Consider the following 26301-nt stretch of genomic DNA (forward strand, 5'->3'; position numbering starts at 1 on the left):
TAACCTACGGTTTCGTAAGTATGGCAGTGCCCTCGGTACGGGCAAGGGTCCGACAGGTCGGTAACGGGTGACCGAATTGCGGCAAAAACATCAGGCAATCAGGTGAGAGAACCGTGCAAGTTCCGTCACATATGAACAACGTCCAGGTGTGAGCGCCACCCCGAACAGGTAGGTGCCCACAGAACGGACAGGGTGATCCGCCGACGCCGCGGAGACCTATCCTGGGGAACGTCGGACAGCGCGGTCCGCGAACCGCCCCCAGCACCGCCGGGCCCACCCCCGGCAGCCGCTGGGGAGCACCCCTGCCAGCGCCCGGACGTGCTCAGATCACGAAGATCACTGCAAGGAGCCGCACCTGTGAGCAGTGCCGACCCCACCCCCGCCGCGAACGACGAGCGCACCGGCGCCACCGACACCCCGGCCGCCGCCGACGCCGCACGCGACAACGGGCCCCTGCGCGCCGACATCCGCCGCCTCGGCGACCTCCTCGGCGAGACCCTCGTCCGCCAGGAAGGCCAGGACCTCCTCGACCTCGTCGAACAGGTCCGCGCCCTGACCCGCACCGACGGCGAGGCCGCCGCCCGGCTCCTCGGCGAGACCGACCTGGCCACCGCCGCCAAGCTCGTCCGCGCCTTCTCCACCTACTTTCACCTCGCCAACGTCACCGAGCAGGTCCACCGCGGCCGCGAACTGCGCGCCCGGCGCGCCGCCGAAGGCGGCATCCTCGCCCGCACCGCCGACATGCTCAAGGACGCCGACCCCGAGCACCTGCGCGCCACCGCCGCCAACCTCGGCGTACGGCCCGTCTTCACCGCCCACCCCACCGAAGCCGCCCGCCGCTCGGTCCTCACCAAGCTCCGCAAGGTCGCCGAACTCCTCGACCGTACGGACACCACCGAACGCCGCCGCGCCGACCTGCGCCTCGCCGAGAACATCGACCTCATCTGGCAGACCGACGAGCTGCGCGTCGCCCGCCCCGAGCCGACCGACGAGGCCCGCAACGCCATCTACTACCTCGACGAGCTGGGCCGCGGCGCCGTCGGCGACGTCCTCGAAGACCTCGCCGCCGAACTGGAACGGGCCGGCGCCCAGCTCCCGCCCGGCACCCGCCCCCTCACCTTCGGCACCTGGATCGGCGGCGACCGCGACGGCAACCCCAACGTCACCCCCCAGGTCACCTGGGACGTCCTGATCCTCCAGCACGAACACGGCATCACCGACGCCCTCGAACACATCGACGAGCTGCGCGGCGCCCTGTCCAACTCCATCCGCAACTGCGGCGCCACCGACGAACTCCTCGCCTCCCTCCAGCAGGACCTCGACGCCCTCCCCGAGATCAGCCCCCGCTACAAGCGGCTGAACGCCGAGGAGCCCTACCGCCTCAAGGCCACCTGCATCCGCCAGAAGCTCGTCAACACCCGCGAACGCCTCGCCAACGACACCCCCCACGTCCCCGGCCGCGACTACCTCGGCACCACCGGCCTCATCGAGGACCTCACCCTCATCCAGACCTCCCTGCGCGAGCACCGCGGCGGCCTCGTCGCCGACGGCCGCCTGGAACGCACGATCCGTACGATCGCGGCCTTCGGCCTCCAGCTCGCCACCATGGACGTCCGCGAACACGCCGACGCCCACCACCACGCCCTCGGCCAGCTCTTCGACCGCCTCGGCGAGGAATCCTGGCGCTACACCGACATGCCGCGCGACTACCGCCGCAAGCTCCTCGCCAAGGAACTGCGCTCGCGCCGCCCCCTCGCCCCCAGCCCCGCCCCCCTCGACGAGGCCGGCGCCAAGACCCTCGGCGTCTTCCGCACCGTCCTCAAGGCCAAGGAGACCTTCGGCCCCGAGGTCGTCGAGTCCTACATCATCTCCATGTGCCAGGGCTCCGACGACGTCTTCGCCGCCACCGTCCTGGCCCGCGAGGCCGGCCTCATCGACCTGCACGCCGGCTGGGCCAAGATCGGCATCGTGCCGCTCCTGGAGACCACCGACGAACTGAAGATCGCCGACCAGCTCCTCGACGAGATGCTCGCCGACCCCTCCTACCGGCGCCTGGTCGCCCTGCGCGGCGACGTCCAGGAGGTCATGCTCGGCTACTCCGACTCCTCCAAGTTCGGCGGCATCACCACCAGCCAGTGGGAGATCCACCGCGCCCAGCGCCTGCTGCGCGACGTCGCCCACCGGCACGGCGTACGCCTGCGCCTCTTCCACGGCCGCGGCGGCACCGTCGGCCGCGGCGGCGGCCCCTCCCACGACGCGATCCTCGCCCAGCCCTACGGCACTCTCGAAGGCGAGATCAAGGTCACCGAACAGGGCGAGGTCATCTCCGACAAGTACCTGGTCCCCTCCCTCGCCCGGGAGAACCTGGAACTGACCGTCGCCGCCACCCTCCAGGCCTCCGCGCTGCACACCGCGCCCCGCCAGTCCGACGAGGCGCTGGCCCGCTGGGACGCCGCCATGGAGACCGTCTCCGACGCCGCCCACGGCGCGTACCGGCGGCTCGTCGAGGACCCCGACCTGCCCGCGTACTTCTTCGCGTCCACCCCCGTCGACCAGCTCGCCGAACTGCACCTCGGCTCCCGGCCCTCCCGCCGGCCCGACTCCGGCGCCGGACTCGACGGCCTGCGCGCCATCCCCTGGGTCTTCGGCTGGACCCAGTCCCGGCAGATCGTCCCCGGCTGGTTCGGCGTCGGTACGGGCCTCAAGGCCGCCCGCGAAGCCGGACTCGACGTCGTCCTCGACGAGATGCACGAGCACTGGCACTTCTTCCGCAACTTCCTGTCCAACGTCGAGATGACCCTGGCCAAGACCGACCTGCGGATCGCCCGGCACTACGTCGACACCCTCGTCCCCGACGAGCTCAAGCACGTCTTCGACACGATCAAGGCCGAACACGAACTGACCGTGCAGGAAGTCCTGCGCGTCACGGGCGAGAGCGAACTGCTCGAATCCAACCCGGTGCTCAAGCAGACGTTCCACATCCGGGACGCCTACCTGGACCCGATCTCCTACCTCCAGGTCACCCTGCTGCACCGCCAGCGGGCCGCCGCGGAACGCGGCGAGGAAGCCGACCCGGTACTGGCGCGGGCGCTCCTGCTCACCGTCAACGGGGTGGCGGCGGGACTTCGCAACACCGGATGAGCCGGACGGCCGACCGGTAGGACACACACCGTTGGCCGGGGCCCGTGCCCCGGCCAACAGTCGTGCGCGGATACGAACCCCCGCCTACAACGCCGCGAACGTCGCCCCCAGCAACACCGTCCCCATCAGCCCCATCACCCAGGCCGTACGCCGCAGCTTCATGCCGCCCGCCACCACCAGAGCCGCCAGCAGCAGCGACCCCGCGAACGGCACCCACGCATGCAGAACGCCGCCCGCCCCGATGCGCACAGCCCGGTCCGTACCCGGCTTCACCGTCACCTCGACCTGCTCACCCCGGTCCGGAGCGGCCGCGGCGGCCATCGACACCTGCGTCCGGCGCCGACTGCCCTCCAAAGGCAGATACGGGCCCGTGCACCGGTCCTCATGGCAGGCCGTCACCGTCATCGTCCCCCGCTCCCGCGCCTCCACGAGCATCGCGTACCGCGCCGTGTTCCACGACGTCCAGACACCCGCCACCAGCAGCAACAGCGCCAGCGCGCCCATCAGCCCCATACGGGCGACGAGCAGCAGCCCATAGGCACTCTCCCCCATCCGGCGGGTACGGCTGCGTTTGACGGGGCGGCTGCGCTTCTTGCTGCTCGGGCGGCTCTTGGGCATGGCGGCGATCCTTGGCCATATGACTGCGCGCGGTCAACCTGGGACGCCGGCCCGTTCAGGAGTTGTACGTACTCTGCGCCCGCTCCAGACCGTCCAGCACCAGCCCCTCCACCGCGTCCGCGGCCCGGTCCACGAAGTAGTCCAGCTCCTTGCGCTCGGCACCGGAGAAGTCCTTCAGCACAAAATCCGCCACCTGCATACGCCCCGGAGGACGGCCGATACCGAACCGCACCCGGTGATAATCCGGCCCCAGCGACTTCGTGATCGACTTCAGACCGTTGTGCCCGTTGTCACCACCGCCCAGCTTCAGCCGCAGCGCCCCGAAGTCGATGTCCAGCTCGTCGTGCACCGCGATGATGTTCGCCACCGGAACCTTGTAGAAGTCCCGCAGCGCCGTCACCGGACCACCCGACAGATTCATGTACGTCATCGGCTTGGCCACCACCACCCGCCGGCCACCCGGCCCCGGCGGACCGATCCGGCCCTCCACGACCTGCGCCCGCGCCTTGTGCGCCTTGAAACGCCCCCGCATCCGCTCCGCGAGCAGATCCGCCACCATGAACCCCACGTTGTGGCGATTGGCCGCGTACTCCGGGCCCGGGTTGCCCAGCCCCGCGATCAGCCAAGGGCCCTCGGCGTCCGTCGTCATCCTCATGTCTCCTTGCAGCGACCCACCCTGAAACGGCTCAACCGCCGCCCCGCACCGAGAGGGCGGGGCAGCGGTTGACAGTAACGCGCGTTACGGAAGCGATCAGCCCTCGGCGGACTCGTCGCCCTCGCCCGCCGCCGGCGCCTCGGCCTGCGCCGCGACGACCTGGAGCACCACGGTCTCCTCGTCGATCGCCAGCGTCGAACCGGTCGGCAGGGTGATGTCCTTGGCGTGCACCGAGTCACCGGCGTCCAGACCCGCCACGGAGACGGTCACCGACTCCGGGATGTGGGTGGCCTCGGCCTCCAGCGGCAGCGTGTTCAGCAGGTGCTCCAGCAGGTTCGCACCCGGCGCCAGGTCACCCTCGGTGTGGATCGGGATCTCGACGGTGACCTTCTCGCCCTTGCGCACGGCCAGGAAGTCCACGTGGACCAGGAAGCCACGGATGGCCTCACGCTGCACGGCCTTGGGGATGACCAGCATGTTCTCGCCGTCCATCTCCAGACGGATCAGCGCGTTCGGGGTCTTCAGGGCCATCATCAGCGCGTGGTTGTGGATGGCGATGTGCTTCGGCTCGTCACCGTGGCCGTAGACCACGGCGGGGACCATGTCCGCACGGCGGGAACGGCGGGCGGCACCCTTACCGAAGTCGGTACGGATCTTGGCGTCGAGCTTGACCTCAGCCATGGCGGCACTCCTCGTAGTCGGCGCGGTCGACGGACGACCGGACGGATCTGTGGGGCGTCACCCGGCCCACGACAGACCTGCTACGAAGAGCGCGTCGATAACGGACCGCCGCACCACAGAAAAGTGCGGCCTCCCTCGCCGAGCAACTCCATGAGTCTACCCGGCGGGGAGGCCGCCCCCAAAGTCGATCTCCGCGCGCCCCTACGGGCTACGGAATCCGGCTCACTGCTCCTCGAAGAGGCTGGTCACCGAGCCGTCCTCGAACACCTCACGGATCGCCCGCGCGATCGTCGGCGCCATCGACAGCACCGTGATCTTGTCCAGCTCCAGCTCGGACGGGGTGGGCAGGGTGTTGGTGAAGACGAACTCGCTGACCTTGGAGTTCTTCAGCCGGTCCGCCGCCGGACCGGACAGGATGCCGTGCGTGGCCGTCACGATGACGTCCGCGGCACCGTTGGCGAACAGCGCCTCCGCTGCGGCGCAGATCGTGCCACCGGTGTCGATCATGTCGTCGACCAGGACGCAGACCCGGTCCTTCACGTCACCGACGACCTCGTGGACGGTGACCTGGTTCGCCACGTCCTTGTCCCGGCGCTTGTGCACGATCGCCAGCGGCGCGTCCAGCCGGTCGCACCAGCGGTCCGCGACCCGCACCCGGCCCGCGTCCGGCGAGACCACCGTCAGCTTCTCGCGGTCCACCTTGGCGCCCACGTAGTCCGCGAGGACCGGCAGCGCGAACAGGTGGTCCACCGGGCCGTCGAAGAAGCCCTGGATCTGGTCGGTGTGCAGATCGACCGTGACGATCCGGTCGGCGCCCGCGCACTTCAGCAGATCCGCGATCAGCCGGGCCGAGATCGGCTCGCGGCCACGGTGCTTCTTGTCCTGACGGGCGTACCCGTACGACGGGATGACCACGGTGATGCTCCGGGCCGAGGCCCGCTTCAGCGCATCAATCATGATCAACTGTTCCATGATCCACTTGTTGATGGGAGCCGTGTGGCTCTGCATCAAGAAGCAGTCCGCACCACGCGCCGACTCCTGGTAACGGACGTAGATCTCGCCGTTGGCGAAGTCGAACGCCTTGGTCGGGACCAGCCCGACACCCAGCTGGTGGGCGACCTCCTCAGCCAGCTCGGGGTGGGCGCGGCCGGAGAAGAGCATCAGCTTCTTCTCGCCGGTCGTCTTGATCCCGGTCACAGCAAATCTCCTCGAATCCTGTTTGCGTGCACTAATCACGGTACGCCCCGCACGGCGCACCCGAGCACGATCACTGCTCGCCGTCGGACTCCTGGCCAGCAGCAGACGCAGCCTGCGCGGCGGCGCTTCCGGGACGCTTACGAGCGACCCAACCCTCGATATTCCGCTGCTGGCCACGCGCGACCGCCAGCGAACCCGGGGGCACATCCTTGGTGATGACCGAGCCGGCAGCCGTGTAAGCGCCGTCCCCGACCGTGACAGGAGCCACAAACATGTTGTCCGAACCGGTCCGGCAGTGCGACCCGATCGTCGTGTGGTGCTTCGCCTCACCGTCGTAGTTCACGAACACGCTCGCCGCACCGATGTTGGTGAACTCACCGATCGTCGCGTCACCCACGTACGACAGGTGCGGCACCTTCGTGCCCTCACCCACCGAAGCGTTCTTCATCTCCACGTACGCACCGGCCTTCGACTTCGGCCCCAGATCCGTACCCGGGCGCAGATACGCGTACGGACCCACACTCGCCCCCGGACCGACCTTCGCCCCGTCCGCGACCGTGAACGACACCTTCGCGCCCTCACCCACCGACGTGTCCGTCAGCCGCGCGTCCGGACCCACCTCCGCGTGCGCCGCCACATGCGTACCGCCCAGCAGCTGCGTACCCGGATGCACCGTCGCGTCCGCCTCGAACGTCACCGACACGTCCACCCACGTCGTCGCCGGATCCACCACCGTCACACCCGCCAGCATCGCCCGCGTCAGCAGCCGCTCGTTCAGCAGGCGCCGCGCCTCCGCGAGCTGCACCCGGTTGTTGATGCCCAGGATCTCCCGGTGGTCGTCCGCCACCGCCGCACCGACCCGGTGCCCGGCCTCGCGCAGGATCCCCAGCACGTCCGTGAGGTACTCCTCGCCCTGGCTGTTGTCCGTACGCACCTTGCCCAGCGCGTCCGTCAGCAGCTGCGCGTCGAACGCGAACACTCCGGAGTTGATCTCCCGGATGGCGCGCTGCGCGTCCGTGGCGTCCTTGTGCTCGACGATCTCGGTCACCGCGCCGGTGTTCTCGTCCCGCACGATCCGGCCGTACCCGGTCGAGTCCGGCACCTCCGCCGACAGCACCGTGACGGCGTTGCCGTCCGCCGCGTGCGTGTCACCGAGCTTCTTCAGGGTCTCGCCGGTCAGCAGCGGAGTGTCGCCGCACACGACGATCACCGTGCCGTCGAGGGTGACCCCGCCGTTGCCCAGTTCCTCCAGGCCCATGCGGACGGCGTGACCGGTGCCGTTCTGCTCGTGCTGGACGGCGGTGCGCACATCCGGGTCGATCTCGGCGAGATGCCCGCCGACCTGCTCACGGGCGTGACCCACGACCACCACGAGGTGCTCGGGGTCCAGCTCACGGGAGGCGGCGACGACGTGCCCCACGAGGGAGCGGCCGCAGATCGCGTGCAGAACCTTGGGGGTCGACGACTTCATGCGGGTGCCCTCACCCGCTGCGAGAACGACGACGGCGGCCGGGCGGTTGGCGCTCACGGGGATGCCCTTCGGCTTCTTCGGGTGGTGGACACCCGAAGGATACCGGTGCGGTTTGCGGCCGAAACGCGGGCGGGTCCCGACCGGAGGTCGGGACCCGAACTTGGCTCCCCCGTCAGGACTCGAACCCGAACAGATGGCACCAAAAGCCACAGTGCTGCCAATTACACCACGGGGGATTATTGCGGTCTAAACCGGACATTGCGTCAGGCTGTCGACCGGACTCCCAACACTATGCCGTACCACCAGCCTTCAATGCGACGGTACAGCTCTGTGCCTTGCAGAACACGGACGACCAGACAGCCGTGGTAGTCCTCGCCGACATTCTTGCGGACGGTCTTCGGGTTGTGCTTCTTCAGCGTCGTCTTGCCGAAGGCCGCGACGTCGACTCCCACCAGTTCCGCCCAGTAGCGCTCGGACGCGGCCACGTCGGCGGATTCGTGGATCAGTACCCGGAACCGCAGTCGGTCGGCTCCTACGGCCAGCAGGTTCAGCCAGGCCAGGTAGACCTGGATCATGCCCGGGTCGCTGTTGATGAAAGTGACCGATTCGTCCGTGCGGTGCGGTTTGCTCTTCGAGCCCTCCGCCCAGTACAGGCCGACGCCGACGAGGAAGAGTTCCCGCTCGCTTAGGGGGCCGACGTCGCGGGTCGCCTCCTCCTTCGTCCGCGTGCGCGCTTCGGCCACTGCCCTGCGGTGCGGCTCCCAGCGGGCTTCTCGCATCCGGTGCATGCGTTCCGGTGAAGCCACCGGCTTGGGGAGGTCGCGGACCCAGAGCGAGACGGAGCTCTTGGAGACGCCGAGTTCGGCAACGATCTCGTCATACGTCATCCCCTCCCCCCGCAGCTCCCGCGCCCTGGCCCGCAGACCGTCCTTCGCGTTCGGGCGGCGGGTCCAGTCGGGAGGTGGTTCGCCTTCGAGGAGGCGGTTGAGGATGTCGTTGTTGTGGAGGTGTAAGCGGTCGCGGATCTGGCGGCGGCTCAGGCCGTCGCGGCGGAGGGTGACCGCCTGGTCGCGCAGGGACTCGAAGTCCGCTCGTGTGTGGTGGTGCATGGGCTCAGCTTCAGGCCGGGCGCTGGACAAACGAGTCGAAAATGTGGGCGATTCAACAGTTCGAGGGAAAACAGGAAAGTACTGGTCCGTAACGGTGCACTCGCGTGCAGAGCGCTCGACGGAAATTCGCGTGCGGGCGCCCGTAGGCTGGTCGGTATGACCGCAACGGGGGCAATCGAAGCAACGGGTGCGAGGGACGCGCCCGCCGGACCGTGGTGGTGGCCGCGGCGGCGGAGCGTGGTGCTCGATGTGTCGCTGGCTGCCGTGTCGACCGTCGAGACCGTGCTGGAAGGGCTGGACTTCGCGGGCGACACGGGGCTGCCGACGTGGGCCGGGCTGCTGCTCGGGCTGGTCGTGGGTCCGGTGCTGCTGCTGCGGCGCCGCTGGCCGGTGGCCGTGGTGCTGGTCTCGGTGGCGGTGACGCCGGCGCAGATGGGCGCGCTGCTGGGCATGGTCGGCCTGTATTCGCTGGCGGTCTCGGACGCGCCGCGGCGGGTGATCGGGCTGCTGGCGGGGATGGCGGTGGCGGGGACGCTGGTCTCCGGTTTCTTCACCATCCGGCAGGACGTGGGGGGCGAGCCGGATTTCAATCCGCCGACGTGGTTCGTGCTGGTGATGGCGGCGGCGGTGGCGCTGGTGGTGACGGCTCCGCCGGTGTTGTGGGGGTTGTACGTCGGTGCGCGGCGCCGGCTGGTGGAGAGTCTGCGGGAGCGGGCGGACGGGCTGGAGCGGGAGTTGTCGCTGCTGGCGGACCGGGCCGAGGAGCGGGCGGAGTGGGCGCGTAACGAGGAGCGGACCCGGATCGCGCGGGAGATGCACGACGTGGTGGCGCACCGGGTGAGTCTGATGGTGGTGCATGCGGCGGCGTTGCAGGCGGTGGCGTTGAAGGATCCGGAGAAGGCGTCGCGGAATGCGGCGCTGGTGGGGGACATGGGGCGGCAGGCGTTGACGGAGCTGCGGGAGATGCTGGGGGTGCTGCGGACGGCGGAGGGGGCGTCGGGCCGTCCGTCGGCGCCGGTGTCGAACGAGCCGGAGCGGCTGGTGGCGGTGGCGTCGAAGGCGAAGACGCAGGCGGCGGGGGAGGCCGCTGGTGCTGGTGGGGCCGGTGGCTCGTGGTCGGAGGGGTCGGGCCGGGTGGCGGAGGCCGGGGCGGGGTCCGGTGGTGGTGCGGTGCGCGGTGGTGCGACGGTGGTGACGGCGGAGCCGGAGGGGGAGGGGCCTTCGCTGGCGGAGCTGGGGGATCTGGTGGGGCAGTCGCGGGCTGCCGGGATGGCGGTGGAGCTGTCGGTGGACGGTGCGGCGGGGGAGGCCGGTTATCCGTCGGGGGTGGAGCAGACGGTGTACCGGGTGGTGCAGGAGGCGTTGACGAATGTGCACAAGCACGCTCCGGGTGCGGAGGCCCGGGTGCGGTTGGCGCATCGTGAGGGGGAGGTGGCGGTGCAGGTGGAGAACGGTCCGTCGGAGCGGGGTGCGGCGGGTGTGGGGTTGCCGAGTGGGGGGAACGGCCTGGTCGGTATGCGGGAGCGGGTGACCGGGCTGGGTGGGGTGTTCGTGTCGGGGCCGACGGAGGCGGGTGGTTTCCGGGTGTCGGCGGTGTTGCCGGGGCGGTAGGGGGCGCGAGGGGGCGGTTTCGGGGGGTGCGGGTCTGCGGGGGCCGGCGCAGGGCCCTGTTGAGCAAGGGCCGGGGGCGCGGCCCTGTTCGGCGGGTGTCGGGGTGCGGCCCCGTGAGGCGGGGGGCCGGGGGTGCGGCCCCGTGAGGCGGGGGCGCGGCCCTGTTCGGCGGGGGCCGGGGGTGCGGCCCCGTTCAGCTCTCTCGTGCCGTGGCCTGGCTCAGCCGGGTGGGGCGGATGCCGAGGACGAGGGTGTTGAGGGCCTGGTCGATGTGGGGGCCGAGGTACCAGTCGCCGGTGTGGTCGAGGCTGTAGACGCGGCCTTCGGTGTCGATGGCGAGGACGGCCTGCCCGCCGGCTTCCTGGCCGAGGGGGGCGACATCGGTCTCCAGGGCGCGGCCGAGGTCGCCGAGGGTGCGGGCGAGGTGGAGGCCGTGGAGGGGGTCGAGGGTGAAGGGGGTGGGGGCGATGTGGCGTCCGGGGCCGGTGGGGGTGATGTCGAGACCGCCGAATTCGGCCCACGCCTCGACGGCGGCGGGGAAGACGGTGTGGCGGTGTCCGGCGGGGGAGGTGTGGGCGCGCAGGGCGTCGGCCCAGTGTTCGGCCTGCTGGATGTCCCAGCGTCCGGTGCGCCAGCCGGCGTCCTGGAGGGCGGCGTCGACGGCGACCGGGAAGCGGGTGGCCGAGGTGCGGTCGTAGGAGTCGTAGACCGGGGCGACGGGCGCGGCGGAGGCCGGGGTGGTGGTGTCCGCGGACGGTGCGGTGGGGGGCATGGTGCGGGTCAGCTCCCTGCGTGCGTACCGATGGGCATGACGCCGAAGAAGGCGAGGAGGGCGTCGCAGGAGCGACAGGGGGGAGCGTAACTGCCGTGCAGGGGGTCGCCGTCCTCGCGGATGTGCCGGGCGGTGATTTTGGAGTGTTTCAGGGAGCGGCGGGCCTCGCCGTTGGTGAGGGGTTTGCGGGAGGCGCGTTTGCCGCGGTTGGCCTCGACGGCGGTGAGGTGGCGGCTGAGCAGGACGGCTTCGGGGCAGCGGCCGGTGAAGCGTTCGCGCTGGGCGGTGGCGAGGGTGTCGAGGAAGTCCTGGACGAGGTGGTGGAGCACGGGGGGTTGTTCGGCTTTGCTCGCGGTGCAGGTGAGGGTGCGTCCGCGGACGGAGAGGGCGGCGCCGACGGTGGGGAGGATGCCGTCGCGGCGGTGGCGGAGGGCAGGCGGACGGTCGTCGTCGGCGGTGCCGCTCCAGCCGACGCGGGGGTCTCCCGCGGTGGCGGTGTTGTGGTGTGCCGTGGTGCGCATGGTCAGTGCTTTTCCCTCCCCGAATCCCCGGGACGCCGGAGGCCCCCCGCAAGGGTAGGGGGAGGGTCAGCCTGCCAAATGTGGTGGGTGTTGGGGAAGTCGGGTGTGCTGTCGGTGATGTCACGGTTGTGTCCCGGGGCGGGGCCGGGTTCCGGGGTGTTCCGGTGGTGTTCCGGCCGGGGGCGGCGGGTGGTTGCGCGGTGGGGGCGTGCGGTGAAGTGGCGGTGTGCCGCCGTTGGTTGGGACGGGGGTGGGGGAGGCCGGTCGACGTGCGCGGGAGGGTGGGTTGCGGTACGGCATAGGCTGTGCCCAGTAGCCGGATTCAGCCAGGGAGCACCGCCATGACGTCAGGTCGGCACGGGCTGGGGGCACCTCCCGGCCCTCAGGCCGCGGGCCACGCCGCGCCACCGAACACGGCCTACGCCGGGCAGGTCGTGCATTTCCCGGATCCGGTGCGTGCGGCGCGGTATCCGCGGGGGGTGCCGGTGGACGGTGCCGGGTTCCCGGATTTCTCGTCGTACGCGCGGGCGGCCGCGGAGATCGCGGAGCCGCCGGAGGGTTTCGGCGTGGACGAGTTGCGGCTGACGGACTATGTGTCGGCGAACGTGGCGTTGCATGCGCGGGGGCACGAGCTGTGGGAGGACGTGCCGCCGGTGGCGACGCCGCACGGCTGGACGTGGCATCACGTGGCGGGGACGCGGCGGATGGAGCTGGTGCCGGTCGAGGTGAAGGCGCTGTTGCGGCATCACGGCGGGCTGGCGACGGCGGCGGTGGACCACGGGAAGCGGGGGACGCGGCCGTTGCAGGACACGCGGCCGGTGCATTTCGGGCTGCCGCACCGGGAGCTGTCGGTGACGGAGGAGCAGGTGCGGCAGGCGGAGGAGGCGCTGGGGTACCGGCTGCCGGGTGCCTATCGTGCGTTCCTGAAGGCGGCGGGCGGGTGTGCGCCGGTGGGTGTGGGGCTGTACGCGGATCTGGGGCTGCTGGTGGACCAGCCGTTCTTCACGGTGCGGGACGAGGCCGCGATGAACGACCTGGTGTACGTCAACAAGTGTCTGCGCGATCACTTCACCAAGGACTACCTGGGTGTGGGGTTCGTGCAGGGCGGGGTGATAGCGGTGCAGGTGCGGGGTGCGGCGCCGGGTTCGGTGTGGTTCTGCGCGTACGACGACGCGCGGGACCGGGACGGGTGGCCGGTGCAGGAGCGGGTGGAGCAGCTTCTGCTGCCGTGCGGGGCGGATTTCGACGATTTCCTGCAGGAGCTGGCGGGGAGTCCGCCGGAGCTGGAGACGGTGGCGGGTCTGATGGTGGACGGCGGCTTCGCGCGTGTCGTCCCGGTGGAGGGGTGAGGCGCGGTGGTGACGTTCGCGCAGGCGCAGGAGCGTGCGGAGCGCTGGGTCAACGAGGACGTGTCGGGTCCGTTCCAGCGTGAGGTGCGGGTACGGGAGTTCGATCTGGGGTTCGTGGCCTGGGCGGAGGACCGTGCGGGCGGTCCGACGACGGAGGGTGGCCGGGCCCGGCTGGTGATCGCGCGGGACAGCGGGGAGACGACGCTGTGGCCGGGGCTGCCGGTGGGTGAGGTGATCCGGCGGTACGAGGAGGAGTACGGCGCGGTGGCGGACGCCGCGGTGGTGGAGGCGCCGCCGCAGCGGATCGATCTGGAGGCGACGTCGTTCCTGCTGACGCCGCCGGAGTGGTTGCAGGAGGCGGCGGACCGGCGGACGTCGGGTGCGGGGCTGGTGCTGCCCGTGGACGGGCCGGCGGCGCCGGAGCCGGTGCGGGACGCGGTGCCTGTGGCGGATGCGGGCGGGGGTGCGGGTGCGCGGTCGGCGGGGGCCGGGGCGCCGCCCGTACCGGCGGACGCACCTTCCGTACCGGATCAGGCTGCTTCCGTACCGGTGCCGGGCCAGGCCGTTTCCGTACGGGACGAGCCGGCCGTCGTGACGCCGTGGGCGGGGACGGACGTCCGGGCGGACGAGGACACCGACGACCGTTCGGTGGGGCTGCCCGCGACGGTCTTCGCGCCGCCGCTCGCCGGTTTCGACGACGAGGACACGCCGCCGGCGGGCGCGGGGGCCGAGGCCAGGACGGAACTGATCGCGGGCGGCAGCCAGTTGCCGCGGACGATGATGGCGCCGGCGGTCGAGGAGGCGGGGGCCGGCGGGCCGGTGGCGCCGCCGATGCCGTCGTCGCCTCCGCCGGGGCCGCCCGCCGGGGCCGTGCCGTACGGCGGTCCGGTGCCGCCCGCGGACACGGATGCGGCGGGGCCGGACGGGACCGGGCCGGACGCGGCGGGGCTGGCGGAGTTGCCGCCGCCGTCCGGGCCGCCGATCGCCGATGTGCCGCCGCCCCCTGCGTACGCGGGCTCCGGTGCCGCCGAAGGGCCGGGGGCGCCGCCCGCGCCGCCCGGTGCGGGTGTGCACGCGGCCGCGATGACGCCGGCGGACGGTTCTGCGCTGCCGGGGAACGCGGGCGGTCCGCCGCCTCCCGGTGTGCCGGGTGCGGGCGGTGCGGACCGTACGGGTCCGGGCGCGCCGGACGGTGGCGCGGACGGGTCGGCGCCGTCCGCTGCCGCTCCGGCGGGCGGGTACGTCCCGACGCAGCTCGTGTCGCAGCTCGACGCCGATCAGGTGGATCTGAGTGCGGTGGACGGTCCGGAGGCGGCCGGGCCGGAAGGGGAGCAGGGGCCGCCCGCTCCGCCGTCGGCCGGTGCCGGTGCCGGTGCCGGTGCCGGTGGTGGGGTGCACGCGGCCGCGACGATGCTGGCCGGTGGCGCCGCGCTGCCGTCCGGCGCGGCCGGGCCGGGTGGTCCGGGCGGCGTCGGTGGCCCCGCCGGTCCCGGTGTGCCACCGCCCCCGGCGCCTCCTGGCGTGCCGCCGGGTCCGCCCGGTGGCCCGAAAGCTTCCGGTGCGCCCGGTACATCCGGTACGTCCGGTGCATCCGGTGACCAGGCTGCGTCCGGTGCCGCGGGCGGCCCGCCTCCGCCGCCGTCCGCGCCGCCCTCGGCCGTTCCCGGCGGTTCGGCCGGTGCCGGCGGCGGTGTGCACGCCGCGGCGACGATGCTGGCCGACGGCGCGGGTGGCCCGGGTGGCCCGGGGATGCCGCCGCCCGGCGTTCCGGGCCCGCCGGCGCCCGCTCCCGCCGCCCCCCACCCGGTGGCATCCGCCCCGGCCGCGCCGACGCCCGGTATGCCGCCGTCCGCCGCACCGCAGTCCGCCGCGCCGCCCGCTTCCGGCTCGTACGGTTATCCGCAGGCGCCGCCGTCCGGGCAGCCGACCGTCGGCCCCGGCTACATGGCCGTCCTGAGCTACCGCGCTCCGGACGGTTCTGAGCAGAAGATCGTGCGGCGTTCCGCGCCGGGCACCCCGCATCCGGAGTGGCAGCTGCTGCACGAGCTGCGGGGCATGAACGTCCCCCCGCAGCAGGTGCTGGAACTGCACACGGAGCTGGAGTCGTGCGACGTGCCGGGCGGGTACTGCGCGCGGATGGTGCGGGAGACCTGGCCGCAGGTGCGGATCAGCCACACCGCGGCGTACGGGACGGAGCACGCCTCGCGGCAGCAGGGGGTGCGCCACCTCGTGGAGCACCAGGGCGAGTTGCACCAGGTGGCGGACGGTCCGGCGCGGCCCGCGCCGGTGCGGGCGCCGTTGCCGCACCCGTCCCAGGTGCAGGTGGTGCCGCCGGTGCCGCCGCAGGTGTTCGGGCAGGAGCTGGAGCAGTCGTTCGGTCCGCAGGGGATCTTCCGTTTCGATCAGCGGGCGGTGTCCCGGCACGGGGTGCCGGAGGTGGTGGCACAGACGCTGGTGTGGGCCGGACTGCCGGTGGACTTCGGGCCGTTCTTCTGGGCGCAGGCGCAGCCGGGCCGTCCGGTGCCGACGCTGGCGGAGCTGGCGGCGGAGCGCGGGGTGCGGCCGGCGGCCGACGCGGGGTCGTACCTGGTCATGGGGAACGACTTCGGCCGTCAGCTGTGTGTGCAGTACGGGACGGCGCACATCGTGGCGGTGCCGCTGGACGGTGGTGCGCAGGGGCCGGGCGGGCAGCCGGCGGTGCCGCAGTTCGTGAACAGCGGGCTGCCGGAGTTCGTGCGCTGCCTGGCGATGCTGGGCCGGATGTGGCGGCTGCGGTACGGGCTGACGCCGGAACAGGCGGGGCGCTGGACGGTGGACTTCCAGGCGCAGCTGGTGGCGCTGGACGCGCCGGCGCTGGGGTCACCGGAGACGTGGTGGTCGGTGCTGCTCGAACAGATGTGGGACGGGCTGCTGTAGGGCGCGGCTGCGTGGGGCGGGTGACACGCCGGTTGCCGGTGGGCCGCCCGTGCCGCCTCCGGCGGCGCTCGACCTGCGGGACGCGCGGCTCACCATGATCCTTCGTATATGGGTCAGCCGTCGTGGTCGCCGCAGCCTCCGTCGCCGGAGGGTACGTCGACGCTGTACCGGTCCGGGCGCGGGGGCCGCTGGGGCCGCCGTCCGGGCGGGCGGCGGCGGATGTCCTGGCCGAAGCGGATCGCGCTGGTGCTGCTGGTTCTGGTGGTGCTGGCGGTGGCGGGCGGGGTGGCGCTGTACGTCTGGGCGGGTGACCAGGTGCGCCGTACCGACGCCGTCGCCGACTACTCCGGCAGGCCGTCGCCGGGCAAGGGCACGAACTGGCTGCTGGTCGGTTCGGACAGTCGCGATAGCCTGACGCCCGAGCAGCGCGAGCGGCTGCACGTCGGCAACGACCAGGGGCTGAACACCGACACGATCATGGTGCTGCACCACGGGGACAGTGGCCCCTATCTGGTGAGCCTGCCGCGGGACAGCTATGTGGCGGTGCCGGGGCACGGCCGGAACAAGGTGAACGTGGCGTTCGCCGAGGGCGGGCCGAAGCTGCTGACGCGCACCGTGGAGCAGGCGACGGGGCTGCGGATCGAACGCTACGCCGAGGTGGATTTCCTCGGCTTCGTGAAGGTGGTGGACGCGCTCGGCGGGGTACGGATGTGCCTGGACAAACCGCTCAAGGATGAGAAGTCGGGTGCCGACTTCCGGGCGGGTTGCCAGGAAATGGACGGAGTGCGGGCACTTGCGTACGTACGGGCGCGGTATACGGATCCGGAAGGCGACCTGGGCCGGGTCAGGCGGCAGCGGCAGCTGATCGGCGCGCTCGGCGACAAGATGCTCGGTGCCGGGGTGCTGCTCAACCCGTTCGCGCTGGTCCCGGCACTGGACGCGACGCTGTCGGCACTGACGGTGGACCGGGCGGCGGGCGTACCGGACCTGGCGCGCCTGGGCTGGTCGATGAAGAAGATCGCGGACGGGGCGGATGCGGCGACCACCGTTCCGGTGGCGAACCCCGGGGTGAACCTGGGCGGTCTCGGTGATGTGGTGGAGTGGGACGAGCAGGGAGCGCGGCGGCTCTTCCAGGCTCTCCGCGAAGATGTCCCGATTCCGACTTCTGGCAACAATTGACGCATCCTTGGACGATGGAAAGGGGCGGAGTGTCGCGTAACGGTCGCTTCGAATCGATCCAGAAAGATGTGCGCGCGAGTGCGCCGCACGTCGGAGAGGGGCTTGAGGGATGAGTGCATCGGTTTCGCCTCACGGGTTCGAGATCGTACGAGGACGTGGCTACCGTCCCGAGGATGTCGACCGCCGGGTGGAAGGGCTCTCGGTCGACCGTGATTCCTGCTGGGAGCGCGCGGCACGGCTGACGGTCCTCGCCAACGAGATGACGGCCGAGCTGGCGGAGCTGCAGGAGTACGTCCGGCAGCTGCCGCCGCAGACGTACGAGTCGCTGGGCGACCAGGCGCGGCTGATCCTGACGACGGCGGAGTCCGAGGCGGCGCGGCTGCGCAAGGACGCCGAGGAGGCGGCCGAGCGGGCGCGCGAGGAGGCCGAGGCGTACGCGCGGCAGATCCAGGAGGCCGCGGACCGGGCCGCGCAGCAGCTGCGGGACGAGACCGAGGACCAGGCGCGCCGCACGGTCGAGGCGGCGTGGGCCGAGGCGGACGGCATCGAGGCCGCGGCCGTCAAGGACGCCGGGCAGTGGCGGACCGCCGCCCAGGACGCGCTGCACGAGATGGAGCAGCGCACCACCGGGATGCTGCGCGAGCAGGAGCAGGAGCAGACCGAGGAGTGGGAGGCGGCCGGCCGCGACCTGGCCGCGCAGGAGGCCGACCTCGAACTGCGGGTGGCGGAGCTGGAGGAGCTGGGCCGGGCCAAGGTCGCCGAGGCGGAGCGCCTCCTCGCGGAGGCCGAGGAGGCGGCGCGGCACCGCGACGAGGACGCCGAGGCGCGCGCCGCCGACCTGCTGGCGCAGGCCAGGGTCGAGGTCGAGCGGATCGAGCGGGCCACCGACCGGATACTGCGGGAGCACACGGAGCGGCGCGAGAAGGTGCGTGAGCACATGACGCACGTCCGCAACACGCTGGCCGCCCTGACGGGCAAGGCTCCCGAGGAGGACGAGCCGGCGGGCGGCACGGGGGCCGAGGGCGCCGGGGACGTCGCGGACGCGGGGGCCACGACGAACACGCGGGGCGGCACGGTGCTGCTGGAGAAGGCCGGTGGCGCGGGGGAGGCCGAGGACGCTGGAGTGTCCGAGGGGATCGAAAGCACCGGTGAGGCTGACGGGTCCGACGGGGCCGGTCGGGTACGGGAGGCCACGGTGTCCGGTACCGGTGCGACCGCGGCCGGGGAGCCCGCCGACACGCGGGCGCCGGTGGACCCCGACAACGAGGACACCCTGGAGACGAAGCTGCCGCGGCTGCCGGAAGGGCACCAGTGATACGGGCCGTGAACCCTGCGGGGAGGACGGCAGGCGCCGAGGGGCGCACGCCGCTTCCCCGCCGGGCGCCGTAGCGCTGTCAGTCAGCCGCTGGCGGAGTCGGCGACCGGCTGCTTGAGGGGCGGCTGCTCTATGGCCGTACCGGGTGTGCCATCCGTCCCGCCTGTACTGCCTGCCCCGGGTGTACCGCCCGCCCCGGCAGTCCCACCCGTACCGCCTGTAGTGGCCCCGCCCCCGACGCCGCTCCCGGGCTCGTCCTCGGACGTGTCCTCCGGCCCGCCGCCCGCCTCTCCGTGGACCGGGAAGCGGCGTGGCGCGAGGAACAGCAGGATCAGGAAGGCGAGAGCGGCGGCGGCCGCGGCACCGAGGTAGACGTGCTCGACGGTGGCGTCCACGGCGCGCCGCAGGTAGTCGGCGGCCCGGTCGGTGAGGGCGCCGGCGCTGGCCAGTGCGTGCGAGACGGAGTCCAGGTCGTCCGGCAGTCCCGGCCGGATGTCCGTGGGCGCGGTGGCCAGCCGGCCGTTGAGGGTGGCGTTGGCGACGGCGCCGAAGAGGGCGGCGCCGACGCACTGGCCGACCTGGCGGCAGAAGAGGATCGAGGCGGTCGCGGTACCGCGCTCCTCGAAGCCGACCGAGGACTGCACCCCGATGATCAGCGGCAACTGGAAGATCCCGAGGACGGCGCCGAGCGCGAACATCAGCAGCGCGGGCTGCCAGGCGGCGCCGGGGTAGGGGAGCAGCGGGAAGGTGAGCAGTACGAGGGTGGCGGCACCGATGCCGATCATGGAGCAGGTGCGGATGCCGACGCGGTTGTAGACGTGGCTGCTCAGGGCGGCGGACACCGGCCAGCTCAGGGTCATGGTGGAGAGCACGAAACCGGCCGCGATCGGGCCCAGGCCCAGTACGGCCTGGGCGTAGGTGGGCAGGAAGACGGTCGGCGCGACCATGAGCAGGCCGACCGCGCCGAGCGCGAGGTTGACGGCCGAGATCGTCCGGCGGCGCCAGACCCAGCCCGGGATGATCGGTTCGGCGGCGCGGCGTTCGATGAGGACGGTGGCGGCGCCGCAGAGCGCGCTGCCCGCGAAGAACAGCAGCGAGGGGGCGGAGAGCCAGGGCCAGGCGACACCGCCCTGGACGAGGGCGGTCAGCAGCAGGCCGCCGCAGGCGAAGATCGCGAGTGCGCCGGGCCAGTCGATACGGGGGCGCCCGGTACGGTCCCGTGCGGGCAGCGATTCACGGAAGTGCCGTACGACGAGCCAGAGCGCGAGGACCCCCACCGGCAGGTTGACCAGGAAGATCCAGCGCCAGTCGGCGTACGCGGCGAGCAGGCCGCCGAGGGCGGGGCCGGCGACCGAGGAGGTCGCCCAGACGGTGGACAGCTTGGCCTGGATCTTGGGCCGTTCCTTCATCGGGTAGAGGTCGGCGGCGACGGTCTGGACGGTGCCCTGGAGGGCACCGCCGCCGAGCCCTTGGAGGACGCGGAAGGCGATGAGGGAGGCCATGTTCCAGGCGGCCGCGCACAGCAGCGACCCGACGAGGAAGACGATCACGCCGGTGATCAGGATGGGCTTGCGGCCGAAGGTGTCGGAGAGCTTGCCGTAGACGGGCAGGGTGACGGTGACGGCGAGCAGGTATCCGGAGAAGAGCCAGGAGAACACGGCGAAGCCGCCGAGGTCGCCGACGATCTGCGGGACGGCGGTCGCGATGATCGTCGAGTCGAGCGCGGCGAGCGCCATGCAGAGCATCAGGGCGGCCACGACCCGGCCGCGCCCCGCGGGGGTGCCGGGTATCGGAGGTACGGGGGCCTCCGCCCCGGCCCCCGCGCCTCTCCGGGCCCCTGCGCCCCCGCCGGCCTCCGCCCCGGCCCCCGCGCCTCTCCGGGCCCCTGCGCCCCCGCCGGCCTCCGCGCCCCGGCCGGTGCTGCTCCCTGCCCCCGCCGCCCCTGCTCCCGCCGTCCCTTCCGCTGCCGTCCGGCCGCTCGTGCGGTGACCGCTCCCGCTGTGCTGGCTCACATGCCCCCCTCGGCTTTTGCGTGTACGTGACACCCTTCCATGGAGACGCCGCGACCGGAACGGGACTTCGCGCCCGGGTGGGGCGGGTCGCCGGGGCGAGTGGAACGCGGGTGTCAGCAGGGAGTCGTACTCTTGGGGAAACCCGGCCCGTCGCACGTGCCGGGCTGCTCGCGTTGTTCGCCTCACCGGGACGGAAAAGCCATTCTCATGAGCCTGACTGGTCTGCTCGACGCCGTCGCCCAGGACCCGGCGCTCGCCGAAGCCGTGCGGGCCGCGGCGGACGGCAACCGTCCCCAGGTGGACCTGGTCGGCCCGCCCGCCGCCCGCCCGTTCTCCATCGCCGCCCTCGCGCGCCGCAGCTCCCGTACGGTCCTCGCGGTGACCGCCACCGGCCGGGAGGCCGAGGACCTGGCCGCCGCGCTGCGCTCGCTGATGCCGGCCGGCGAGGAGAACGCGGTGGTGGAGTACCCGTCCTGGGAGACGCTGCCGCACGAACGGCTCTCGCCGCGCTCGGACACCGTCGGCCGGCGCCTCGCGGTGCTGCGCCGCCTCGCCCACCCCAGCCAGGACGACCCCACCGCGGGCCCGGTCCAGGTGGTCGTCGCGCCCGTACGCTCCGTGCTCCAGCCGCAGGTCAAGGGCCTGGGCGACCTGGAGCCCGTGGCGCTGCGGACGGGGCAGACGGCGGACCTGGAAGAGGTCGTGGACGGGCTGGCGGCCGCCGCGTACGCGCGGGTCGAACTGGTCGAGAAGCGCGGCGAGTTCGCGGTGCGCGGCGGCATCCTGGACGTGTTCCCGCCGACCGAGGAACACCCGCTGCGGATCGAGTTCTGGGGCGACGACGTCGAGGAGATCCGCTACTTCAAGGTCGCCGACCAGCGGTCCCTGGAGGTGGCGGAGCACGGCCTGTGGGCGCCGCCGTGCCGTGAGCTGCTGCTGACCGCCCAGGTGCGGGCGCGCGCGGCGGACCTTGCCGAGCAGCACCCGGAGCTGGGCGAGCTGCTGGGCAAGATCGCCGAGGGGATCGCCGTCGAGGGCATGGAGTCGCTGGCCCCGGTGCTGGTGGACGACATGGAGCTGCTGCTGGACGTGCTGCCCGAGGGCAGCATGACGGTGGTGTGCGACCCGGAGCGGGTGCGGACGCGCGCGGCCGACCTGGTGGCCACCTCCCAGGAGTTCCTCCAGGCGTCGTGGGCGGCCAGTGCGGGAGGCGGCGAGGCGCCGATCGACGTGGGCGCGGCCTCCCTCTGGGGCATCGCGGACGTCCGGGACCGGGCCCGCGAGCTGGGCATGATGTGGTGGACGGTCAGCCCGTTCGCCGCCGACGAGGAGCTGGACGAGGACACCCTCAAGCTGGGGATGCACGCCCCGGAGACGTACCGCGGCGACACCCAGCGGGCGCTGGCCGACACCAAGCGCTGGATCGCGGACGGCTGGCGGTCGGTGTTCATCACCGAGGGGCACGGCCCGGCCGCCCGTACGGTCGAGGTGCTGGGCGACGAGAACATCGCGGCCCGTCTCGACCCGGAGCTGGGCGAGCTGTCCCCGTCGGTCGTGCACGTCTCGTGCGGCTGCCTCGACAACGGCTTCATCGACCCGGGCCTGAAGCTGGCGGTGCTGACCGAGACGGACCTGACCGGCCAGAAGTCGGCGAGCAAGGAGCTGGGCCGGATGCCGGCCCGCCGCCGTAAGACCATCGACCCGCTGACCCTCCAGGCGGGCGACTTCATCGTCCACGAGCAGCACGGCGTCGGCCGCTACATCGAGATGGTGCAGCGCACGGTCCAGGGCGCCACTCGCGAGTACCTGCTGGTGGAGTACGCGCCGGCCAAGCGCGGCCAGCCCGGCGACCGCCTGTACATCCCCACCGATCAGCTTGAGCAGGTCACCAAGTACGTGGGCGGTGAGGCGCCGACGCTGCACCGCCTCGGCGGCGCCGACTGGACGAAGACCAAGGCGCGCGCCAAGAAGGCCGTCAAGGAGATCGCCGCCGACCTGATCAAGCTGTACTCCGCGCGGATGGCGGCGCCCGGCCACACCTTCGGCCCGGACACGCCCTGGCAGCGGGAGCTGGAGGACGCGTTCCCGTACGCGGAGACGCCCGACCAGCTCACGACGATCGCCGAGGTCAAGGAGGACATGCAGAAGTCCGTCCCGATGGACCGGCTGATCTGCGGCGACGTCGGGTACGGCAAGACCGAGATCGCGGTGCGGGCGGCGTTCAAGGCCATCCAGGACGGCAAGCAGGTCGCGGTCCTGGTGCCGACGACGCTGCTGGTGCAGCAGCACTTCGGTACGTTCACCGAGCGGTACGGCCAGTTCCCGGTCGTCGTGCGGGCGCTGAGCCGCTTCCAGAGCGACACCGAGGCCAAGGCCACCCTCGAAGGGCTCAAGGACGGTTCGGTCGACCTGGTCATCGGCACCCACCGGCTGTTCTCCTCCGAGACCACATTCAAGGACCTGGGCCTGGTCATCGTGGACGAGGAGCAGCGGTTCGGCGTCGAGCACAAGGAGCAGTTGAAGAAGCTGCGCGCCAACGTGGACGTGCTGACGATGTCCGCCACGCCCATTCCCCGTACGCTCGAAATGGCGGTGACCGGCATCCGCGAGATGTCCACGATCACCACCCCGCCGGAGGAGCGGCACCCGGTCCTGACGTTCGTCGGGCCGTACGAGGACCGGCAGATCGGCGCGGCCATCCGGCGTGAACTGCTGCGCGAGGGCCAGGTCTTCTACATCCACAACCGCGTCGAGTCCATCGACCGGGCCGCGGCCCGGCTCCGCGAGATCGTGCCCGAGGCCCGCATCCAGACCGCGCACGGACAGATGGGCGAGGCCCAGCTCGAACAGGTCGTGGTCGACTTCTGGGAGAAGAAGTTCGACGTGCTGGTGTCCACGACGATCGTCGAGTCCGGCATCGACATCTCCAACGCCAACACCCTGATCGTGGAACGCGGCGACAACTTCGGCCTGTCCCAGCTGCACCAGCTCCGCGGGCGCGTCGGCCGTGGCCGGGAGCGCGGTTACGCGTACTTCCTCTACCCGCCCGAGAAGCCCCTGACGGAGACCGCGCACGAACGCCTGGCCACCATCGCCCAGCACACGGAGATGGGCGCCGGCATGTACGTCGCCATGAAGGACCTGGAGATCCGCGGCGCGGGCAACCTCCTCGGCGGCGAGCAGTCCGGGCACATCGCGGGCGTCGGCTTCGACCTGTACGTACGGATGGTCGGCGAGGCCGTCGCCGACTACCGGGCGTCCCTGGAGGGCGGCGTGGAGGAGGAGCCGCCGCTGGAGGTCAAGATCGAGCTGCCGGTGGACGCGCACGTCCCGCACGACTACGCGCCCGGCGAGCGGCTGCGCCTCCAGGCGTACCGGGCGATCGCCGCCGCGTCCTCGGAGGAGGACATCGCGGCCGTCCGCGAGGAGCTGACCGACCGCTACGGCAAGCTGCCCGAGCCGGTCGAGAACCTCCTCCTGGTCGCCGGCCTGCGGATGCTCGCCCGTTCCTGCGGGGTCACGGACATCACGCTCCAGGGCTCCAACGTGCGCTTCGGCCCGGTCGAACTGCGCGAGTCCCAGGAACTGCGCCTCAAGCGCCTCTACCCGCGTACGGTCCTCAAGCCCGCCACCCGCCAGGCACTGGTGCCACGCCCGTCCACCGGCAAGATCGGCGGAAAGCCGCTGGTCGGGCGGGACCTGCTGGCATGGGTCGGAGAGTTCCTGACGTCGATCCTGGGGTCCTGACGGCTCTGCCCGGCCGGGCGGGGTGACCGGCCGGGGTGCCCGGCCGGGCGCGCACTGCCGTCTTCCGGAGGAGCCGGAGCGGAACTGCCCGGGGCGGTTCCGCTGTCACGGTGATTGATTACGATGCCGTGGCAGACCGCACGAGACACGGGGGAGAGCGTTGGGCAGCAAGTTCCAGGTCGAGACGCATGAGCTCGACCAGCTTCTACGGCAGTTGAGCACCGGGCGTGAGGACATGGAGAAGGCGCTCAACGCCCTGGAGCACGTGGGGCCGAAAAGCACGGGCAGTGTGGCTCTCGACCACGCCTGCGACGAATTCCACGACAGCTGGGACGACGCGATCAAGAAGATCGCGAAGGGCACCCAGCAGATCGAGGAGAAGCTGAAGGCCACCAAGAACAACTACGAGGAGACGGAAAAGGCCATCCGGGACGCCATGACCAAGGGCGCGGCCCCGCCGATGCCGGGCCGGCCGGCACCGCCCAATGTGGGCGGGTACCCGGCCGGCCCGCGGCCGTCGGCACCGTCCCCGTCCCCGTCGGCCGCCCCCGGGGCGGGTGCCCGATGAGCGACGACAAGGAATTCCCCGGCCTCGGCTTCAACCCGGCCCCGGGCAAGGTCGAGAGCGTCGAGGACCTCAGCAACAAGATCAACCGTGCGTCCGGCGGCCTGGAGAGCGCCCACAAGACGCTGATGGGCATCGCCAAGGGCGGCAAGACGTGGGAGGGCCTGGCGGCGAACGCCTTCACCCAGCACGTCGGCGACCTGCCGAAATCCCTCTCCGACAGCGTCGACGCGCTGAAGCAGGCGTCCACCCAGCTCGGCGGCTGGCGCGGCAAGCTGTCCGGCTACCAGAACACGGCCCGCCAGTACGAGGCGCAGGCCAAGGCGGCCAAGGAACGCATCAAGACGCAGGAGGCGGCCCACGACCGGGCGACCAACGACTACAACCAGGCCGCCTCGGCCCCGGCCTTCCGGCTCGCCGGCCAGTACTACACCGACCAGGCGGCGCTCAACGAGGCACAGAGCAAGCTGGACGCCGCCCAGGCCCGCCTGAAGACCGCCGGCCAGGAGCTCGACAGCGTCGGCAAGCGCCTCGACGCGGCCAAGGACGAGCTCGACGACATCATCAAGAAGGCCAAGGAACTCCTCGAACACCACCAGTCCGACGCGCGGGACGTCGCCGACCGGCTGCGCAAGGCCAACAAGAACGCCCCGGACATCAGCCTCTTCGAGCGCCTCGGCGACGCCTTCAAGCGCATGGGCCACGCCATCAAGGAATGGTGCGTCAAACACGCCGACCTGCTGAAGACGATCGGCGACTGGCTCGGCAACATCGCCGGCGTCCTGGGCGTCCTCTCCCTCCTCACCATGTGGTGCCCGCCCCTGTCCGGCGCCCTCGCCCTGGCGGGCGGCGCGCTGTCCCTGGGCTCACTGGCGGCCCACGCCGGGGCCAAGCTGGGCGGGGCCAAGGTGAGTTGGACGGATCTGGGCATGGACGCGCTCGGGGTGGTGCCGTTCGGCAAGTTCGCCAAGGTGGGGGCGATGGGGAAGGTCAAGGTGCGGGTGGGGACCAACTCGGTGACCGACGCGGCAACGGGACTGTCCCGAGAGGTGCAGAGTGTGGACAAGGTGGCCCAGGTGAACCACTTGGAGGGTCTGGTCCAGCGGGGCGTGGCCTCCAGCGACGACCTTGCGGCGGGGCGGCGCATCGGCCGCTACCAACCGCCGTCAGGGCGGGTTTTCGAGGCCAACGGGTTCGGCAACCGTATGAAGCTGGCCTGGGAGAGTCACGTCAGCAGCACCATGGGGGCAGGCATCAAGGAACAGGGCTGGGCGAGGACGCTGGAGAAGATCCCCGGTGTCAAGGACCTCGATTCCTTCAAGGCGGCGGTCCGGGCGGACGGCACACTCGACCCCATGTCCTGGTGGTCCAAAGGCCCGCTCGTCGGGCAGGGTGCCGTCGGCGCCGGGGTGGGTATGTACCAGACCGCGAACGAAGGATGA

18 protein-coding genes and 1 tRNA gene are annotated in these 26301 nt (G+C 71.9%); 9 read left to right on the top strand and 10 right to left on the bottom strand.

Going from position 1 to position 26301, the window contains the following annotated elements; genetic code table 11:
• Nucleotides 1–453 precede the first annotated feature (453 nt).
• Nucleotides 454–3141, top strand: coding sequence for a phosphoenolpyruvate carboxylase (gene ppc / locus AB0A97_RS16715; RefSeq protein WP_361150203.1), 2688 nt, complete (start codon nt 454–456; stop codon nt 3139–3141).
• 84 nt (nt 3142–3225) lie between these two features.
• Here ppc and AB0A97_RS16720 read toward each other — a convergent pair whose 3' ends face one another.
• From AB0A97_RS16720 to AB0A97_RS16750, 7 genes are all read right to left on the bottom strand, one after another.
• Nucleotides 3226–3759 carry a hypothetical protein gene (locus AB0A97_RS16720; RefSeq protein WP_361149841.1) on the bottom strand — a complete coding sequence of 178 codons (534 nt, stop codon included), beginning with the start codon at nt 3757–3759 and terminating at the stop codon, nt 3226–3228.
• A gap of 55 nt (nt 3760–3814) precedes the next feature.
• The gene (gene pth, locus AB0A97_RS16725; protein ID WP_361150206.1) at nt 3815–4408 is read right to left on the bottom strand and encodes an aminoacyl-tRNA hydrolase; all 594 of its coding nucleotides are present in this window, start codon (nt 4406–4408) and stop codon (nt 3815–3817) included.
• Nucleotides 4409–4510: 102 nt separating this feature from the next.
• Complete coding sequence (locus AB0A97_RS16730) at nt 4511–5095, bottom strand: 50S ribosomal protein L25/general stress protein Ctc (RefSeq protein ID WP_361149844.1); 585 nt, start codon at nt 5093–5095, stop codon at nt 4511–4513.
• A 222-nt stretch (nt 5096–5317) separates the two neighbouring features.
• Nucleotides 5318–6292 (bottom strand): ribose-phosphate diphosphokinase, encoded by a 975-nt coding sequence (locus AB0A97_RS16735; protein ID WP_030374403.1) that lies wholly within the window; start codon nt 6290–6292, stop codon nt 5318–5320.
• Nucleotides 6293–6362: 70 nt separating this feature from the next.
• A complete protein-coding gene (gene glmU, locus AB0A97_RS16740) occupies nt 6363–7820 on the bottom strand; it encodes a bifunctional UDP-N-acetylglucosamine diphosphorylase/glucosamine-1-phosphate N-acetyltransferase GlmU (protein WP_361149846.1) in 1458 nt (485 codons plus the stop codon).
• Between the two features lie 104 nt (nt 7821–7924).
• Nucleotides 7925–7999 (bottom strand) — tRNA-Gln (locus AB0A97_RS16745).
• A gap of 27 nt (nt 8000–8026) precedes the next feature.
• Nucleotides 8027–8872, bottom strand: coding sequence for a hypothetical protein (locus tag AB0A97_RS16750; protein ID WP_361149848.1), 846 nt, complete (start codon nt 8870–8872; stop codon nt 8027–8029).
• A 156-nt stretch (nt 8873–9028) separates the two neighbouring features.
• On the opposite strand from AB0A97_RS16750, the gene AB0A97_RS16755 reads away from it, so the two are divergent.
• Complete coding sequence (locus tag AB0A97_RS16755) at nt 9029–10483, top strand: histidine kinase (RefSeq protein WP_361149851.1); 1455 nt, start codon at nt 9029–9031, stop codon at nt 10481–10483.
• A gap of 193 nt (nt 10484–10676) precedes the next feature.
• Here AB0A97_RS16755 and AB0A97_RS16760 read toward each other — a convergent pair whose 3' ends face one another.
• Nucleotides 10677–11255 carry an SUKH-3 domain-containing protein gene (locus tag AB0A97_RS16760; protein ID WP_361149854.1) on the bottom strand — a complete coding sequence of 193 codons (579 nt, stop codon included), beginning with the start codon at nt 11253–11255 and terminating at the stop codon, nt 10677–10679.
• A gap of 8 nt (nt 11256–11263) precedes the next feature.
• Complete coding sequence (locus AB0A97_RS16765) at nt 11264–11776, bottom strand: YwqJ-related putative deaminase (RefSeq protein WP_125055897.1); 513 nt, start codon at nt 11774–11776, stop codon at nt 11264–11266.
• Between the two features lie 341 nt (nt 11777–12117).
• Here AB0A97_RS16765 and AB0A97_RS16770 point away from each other — a divergent pair, with 341 nt between their 5' ends.
• The 4 genes from AB0A97_RS16770 to AB0A97_RS16785 all read left to right on the top strand — a co-directional run bounded on the left by AB0A97_RS16770 (nt 12118) and on the right by AB0A97_RS16785 (nt 18535).
• On the top strand, nt 12118–13125 hold the full coding sequence (locus tag AB0A97_RS16770) for an SMI1/KNR4 family protein (protein WP_361149858.1): 1008 nt from the start codon (nt 12118–12120) through the stop codon (nt 13123–13125).
• Between the two features lie 6 nt (nt 13126–13131).
• Complete coding sequence (locus AB0A97_RS16775; RefSeq protein ID WP_361149861.1) at nt 13132–16041, top strand: SUKH-4 family immunity protein; 2910 nt, start codon at nt 13132–13134, stop codon at nt 16039–16041.
• A 219-nt stretch (nt 16042–16260) separates the two neighbouring features.
• Nucleotides 16261–17220: an LCP family protein gene (locus tag AB0A97_RS16780; protein ID WP_361149864.1), complete on the top strand. Its 960-nt coding sequence runs from the start codon at nt 16261–16263 to the stop codon at nt 17218–17220.
• Between the two features lie 109 nt (nt 17221–17329).
• Entirely contained in the window at nt 17330–18535 is a 1206-nt protein-coding gene (locus AB0A97_RS16785) for a cellulose-binding protein (protein WP_361149867.1), read from the top strand.
• Between the two features lie 83 nt (nt 18536–18618).
• Here the strand turns inward: AB0A97_RS16785 and AB0A97_RS16790 are convergent, their stop codons facing one another.
• Entirely contained in the window at nt 18619–20325 is a 1707-nt protein-coding gene (locus AB0A97_RS16790) for an MFS transporter (RefSeq protein WP_361150209.1), read from the bottom strand.
• 429 nt (nt 20326–20754) lie between these two features.
• Here AB0A97_RS16790 and mfd point away from each other — a divergent pair, with 429 nt between their 5' ends.
• The 3 genes from mfd (at nt 20755) to AB0A97_RS16805 (ending at nt 26301) form a co-directional block, all read left to right on the top strand.
• On the top strand, nt 20755–24294 hold the full coding sequence (gene mfd, locus AB0A97_RS16795; protein ID WP_361149870.1) for a transcription-repair coupling factor: 3540 nt from the start codon (nt 20755–20757) through the stop codon (nt 24292–24294).
• Nucleotides 24295–24454: 160 nt separating this feature from the next.
• Nucleotides 24455–24862, top strand: coding sequence for a hypothetical protein (locus AB0A97_RS16800; protein WP_361149873.1), 408 nt, complete (start codon nt 24455–24457; stop codon nt 24860–24862).
• Nucleotides 24859–26301: a putative T7SS-secreted protein gene (locus tag AB0A97_RS16805; protein WP_361149875.1), complete on the top strand. Its 1443-nt coding sequence runs from the start codon at nt 24859–24861 to the stop codon at nt 26299–26301. The genes AB0A97_RS16800 and AB0A97_RS16805 overlap by 4 nt, the downstream gene beginning before the upstream one ends.

Source organism: Streptomyces sp. NPDC045470 (assembly GCF_040646595.1).
In the GTDB taxonomy this organism is placed as follows: domain Bacteria; phylum Actinomycetota; class Actinomycetes; order Streptomycetales; family Streptomycetaceae; genus Streptomyces.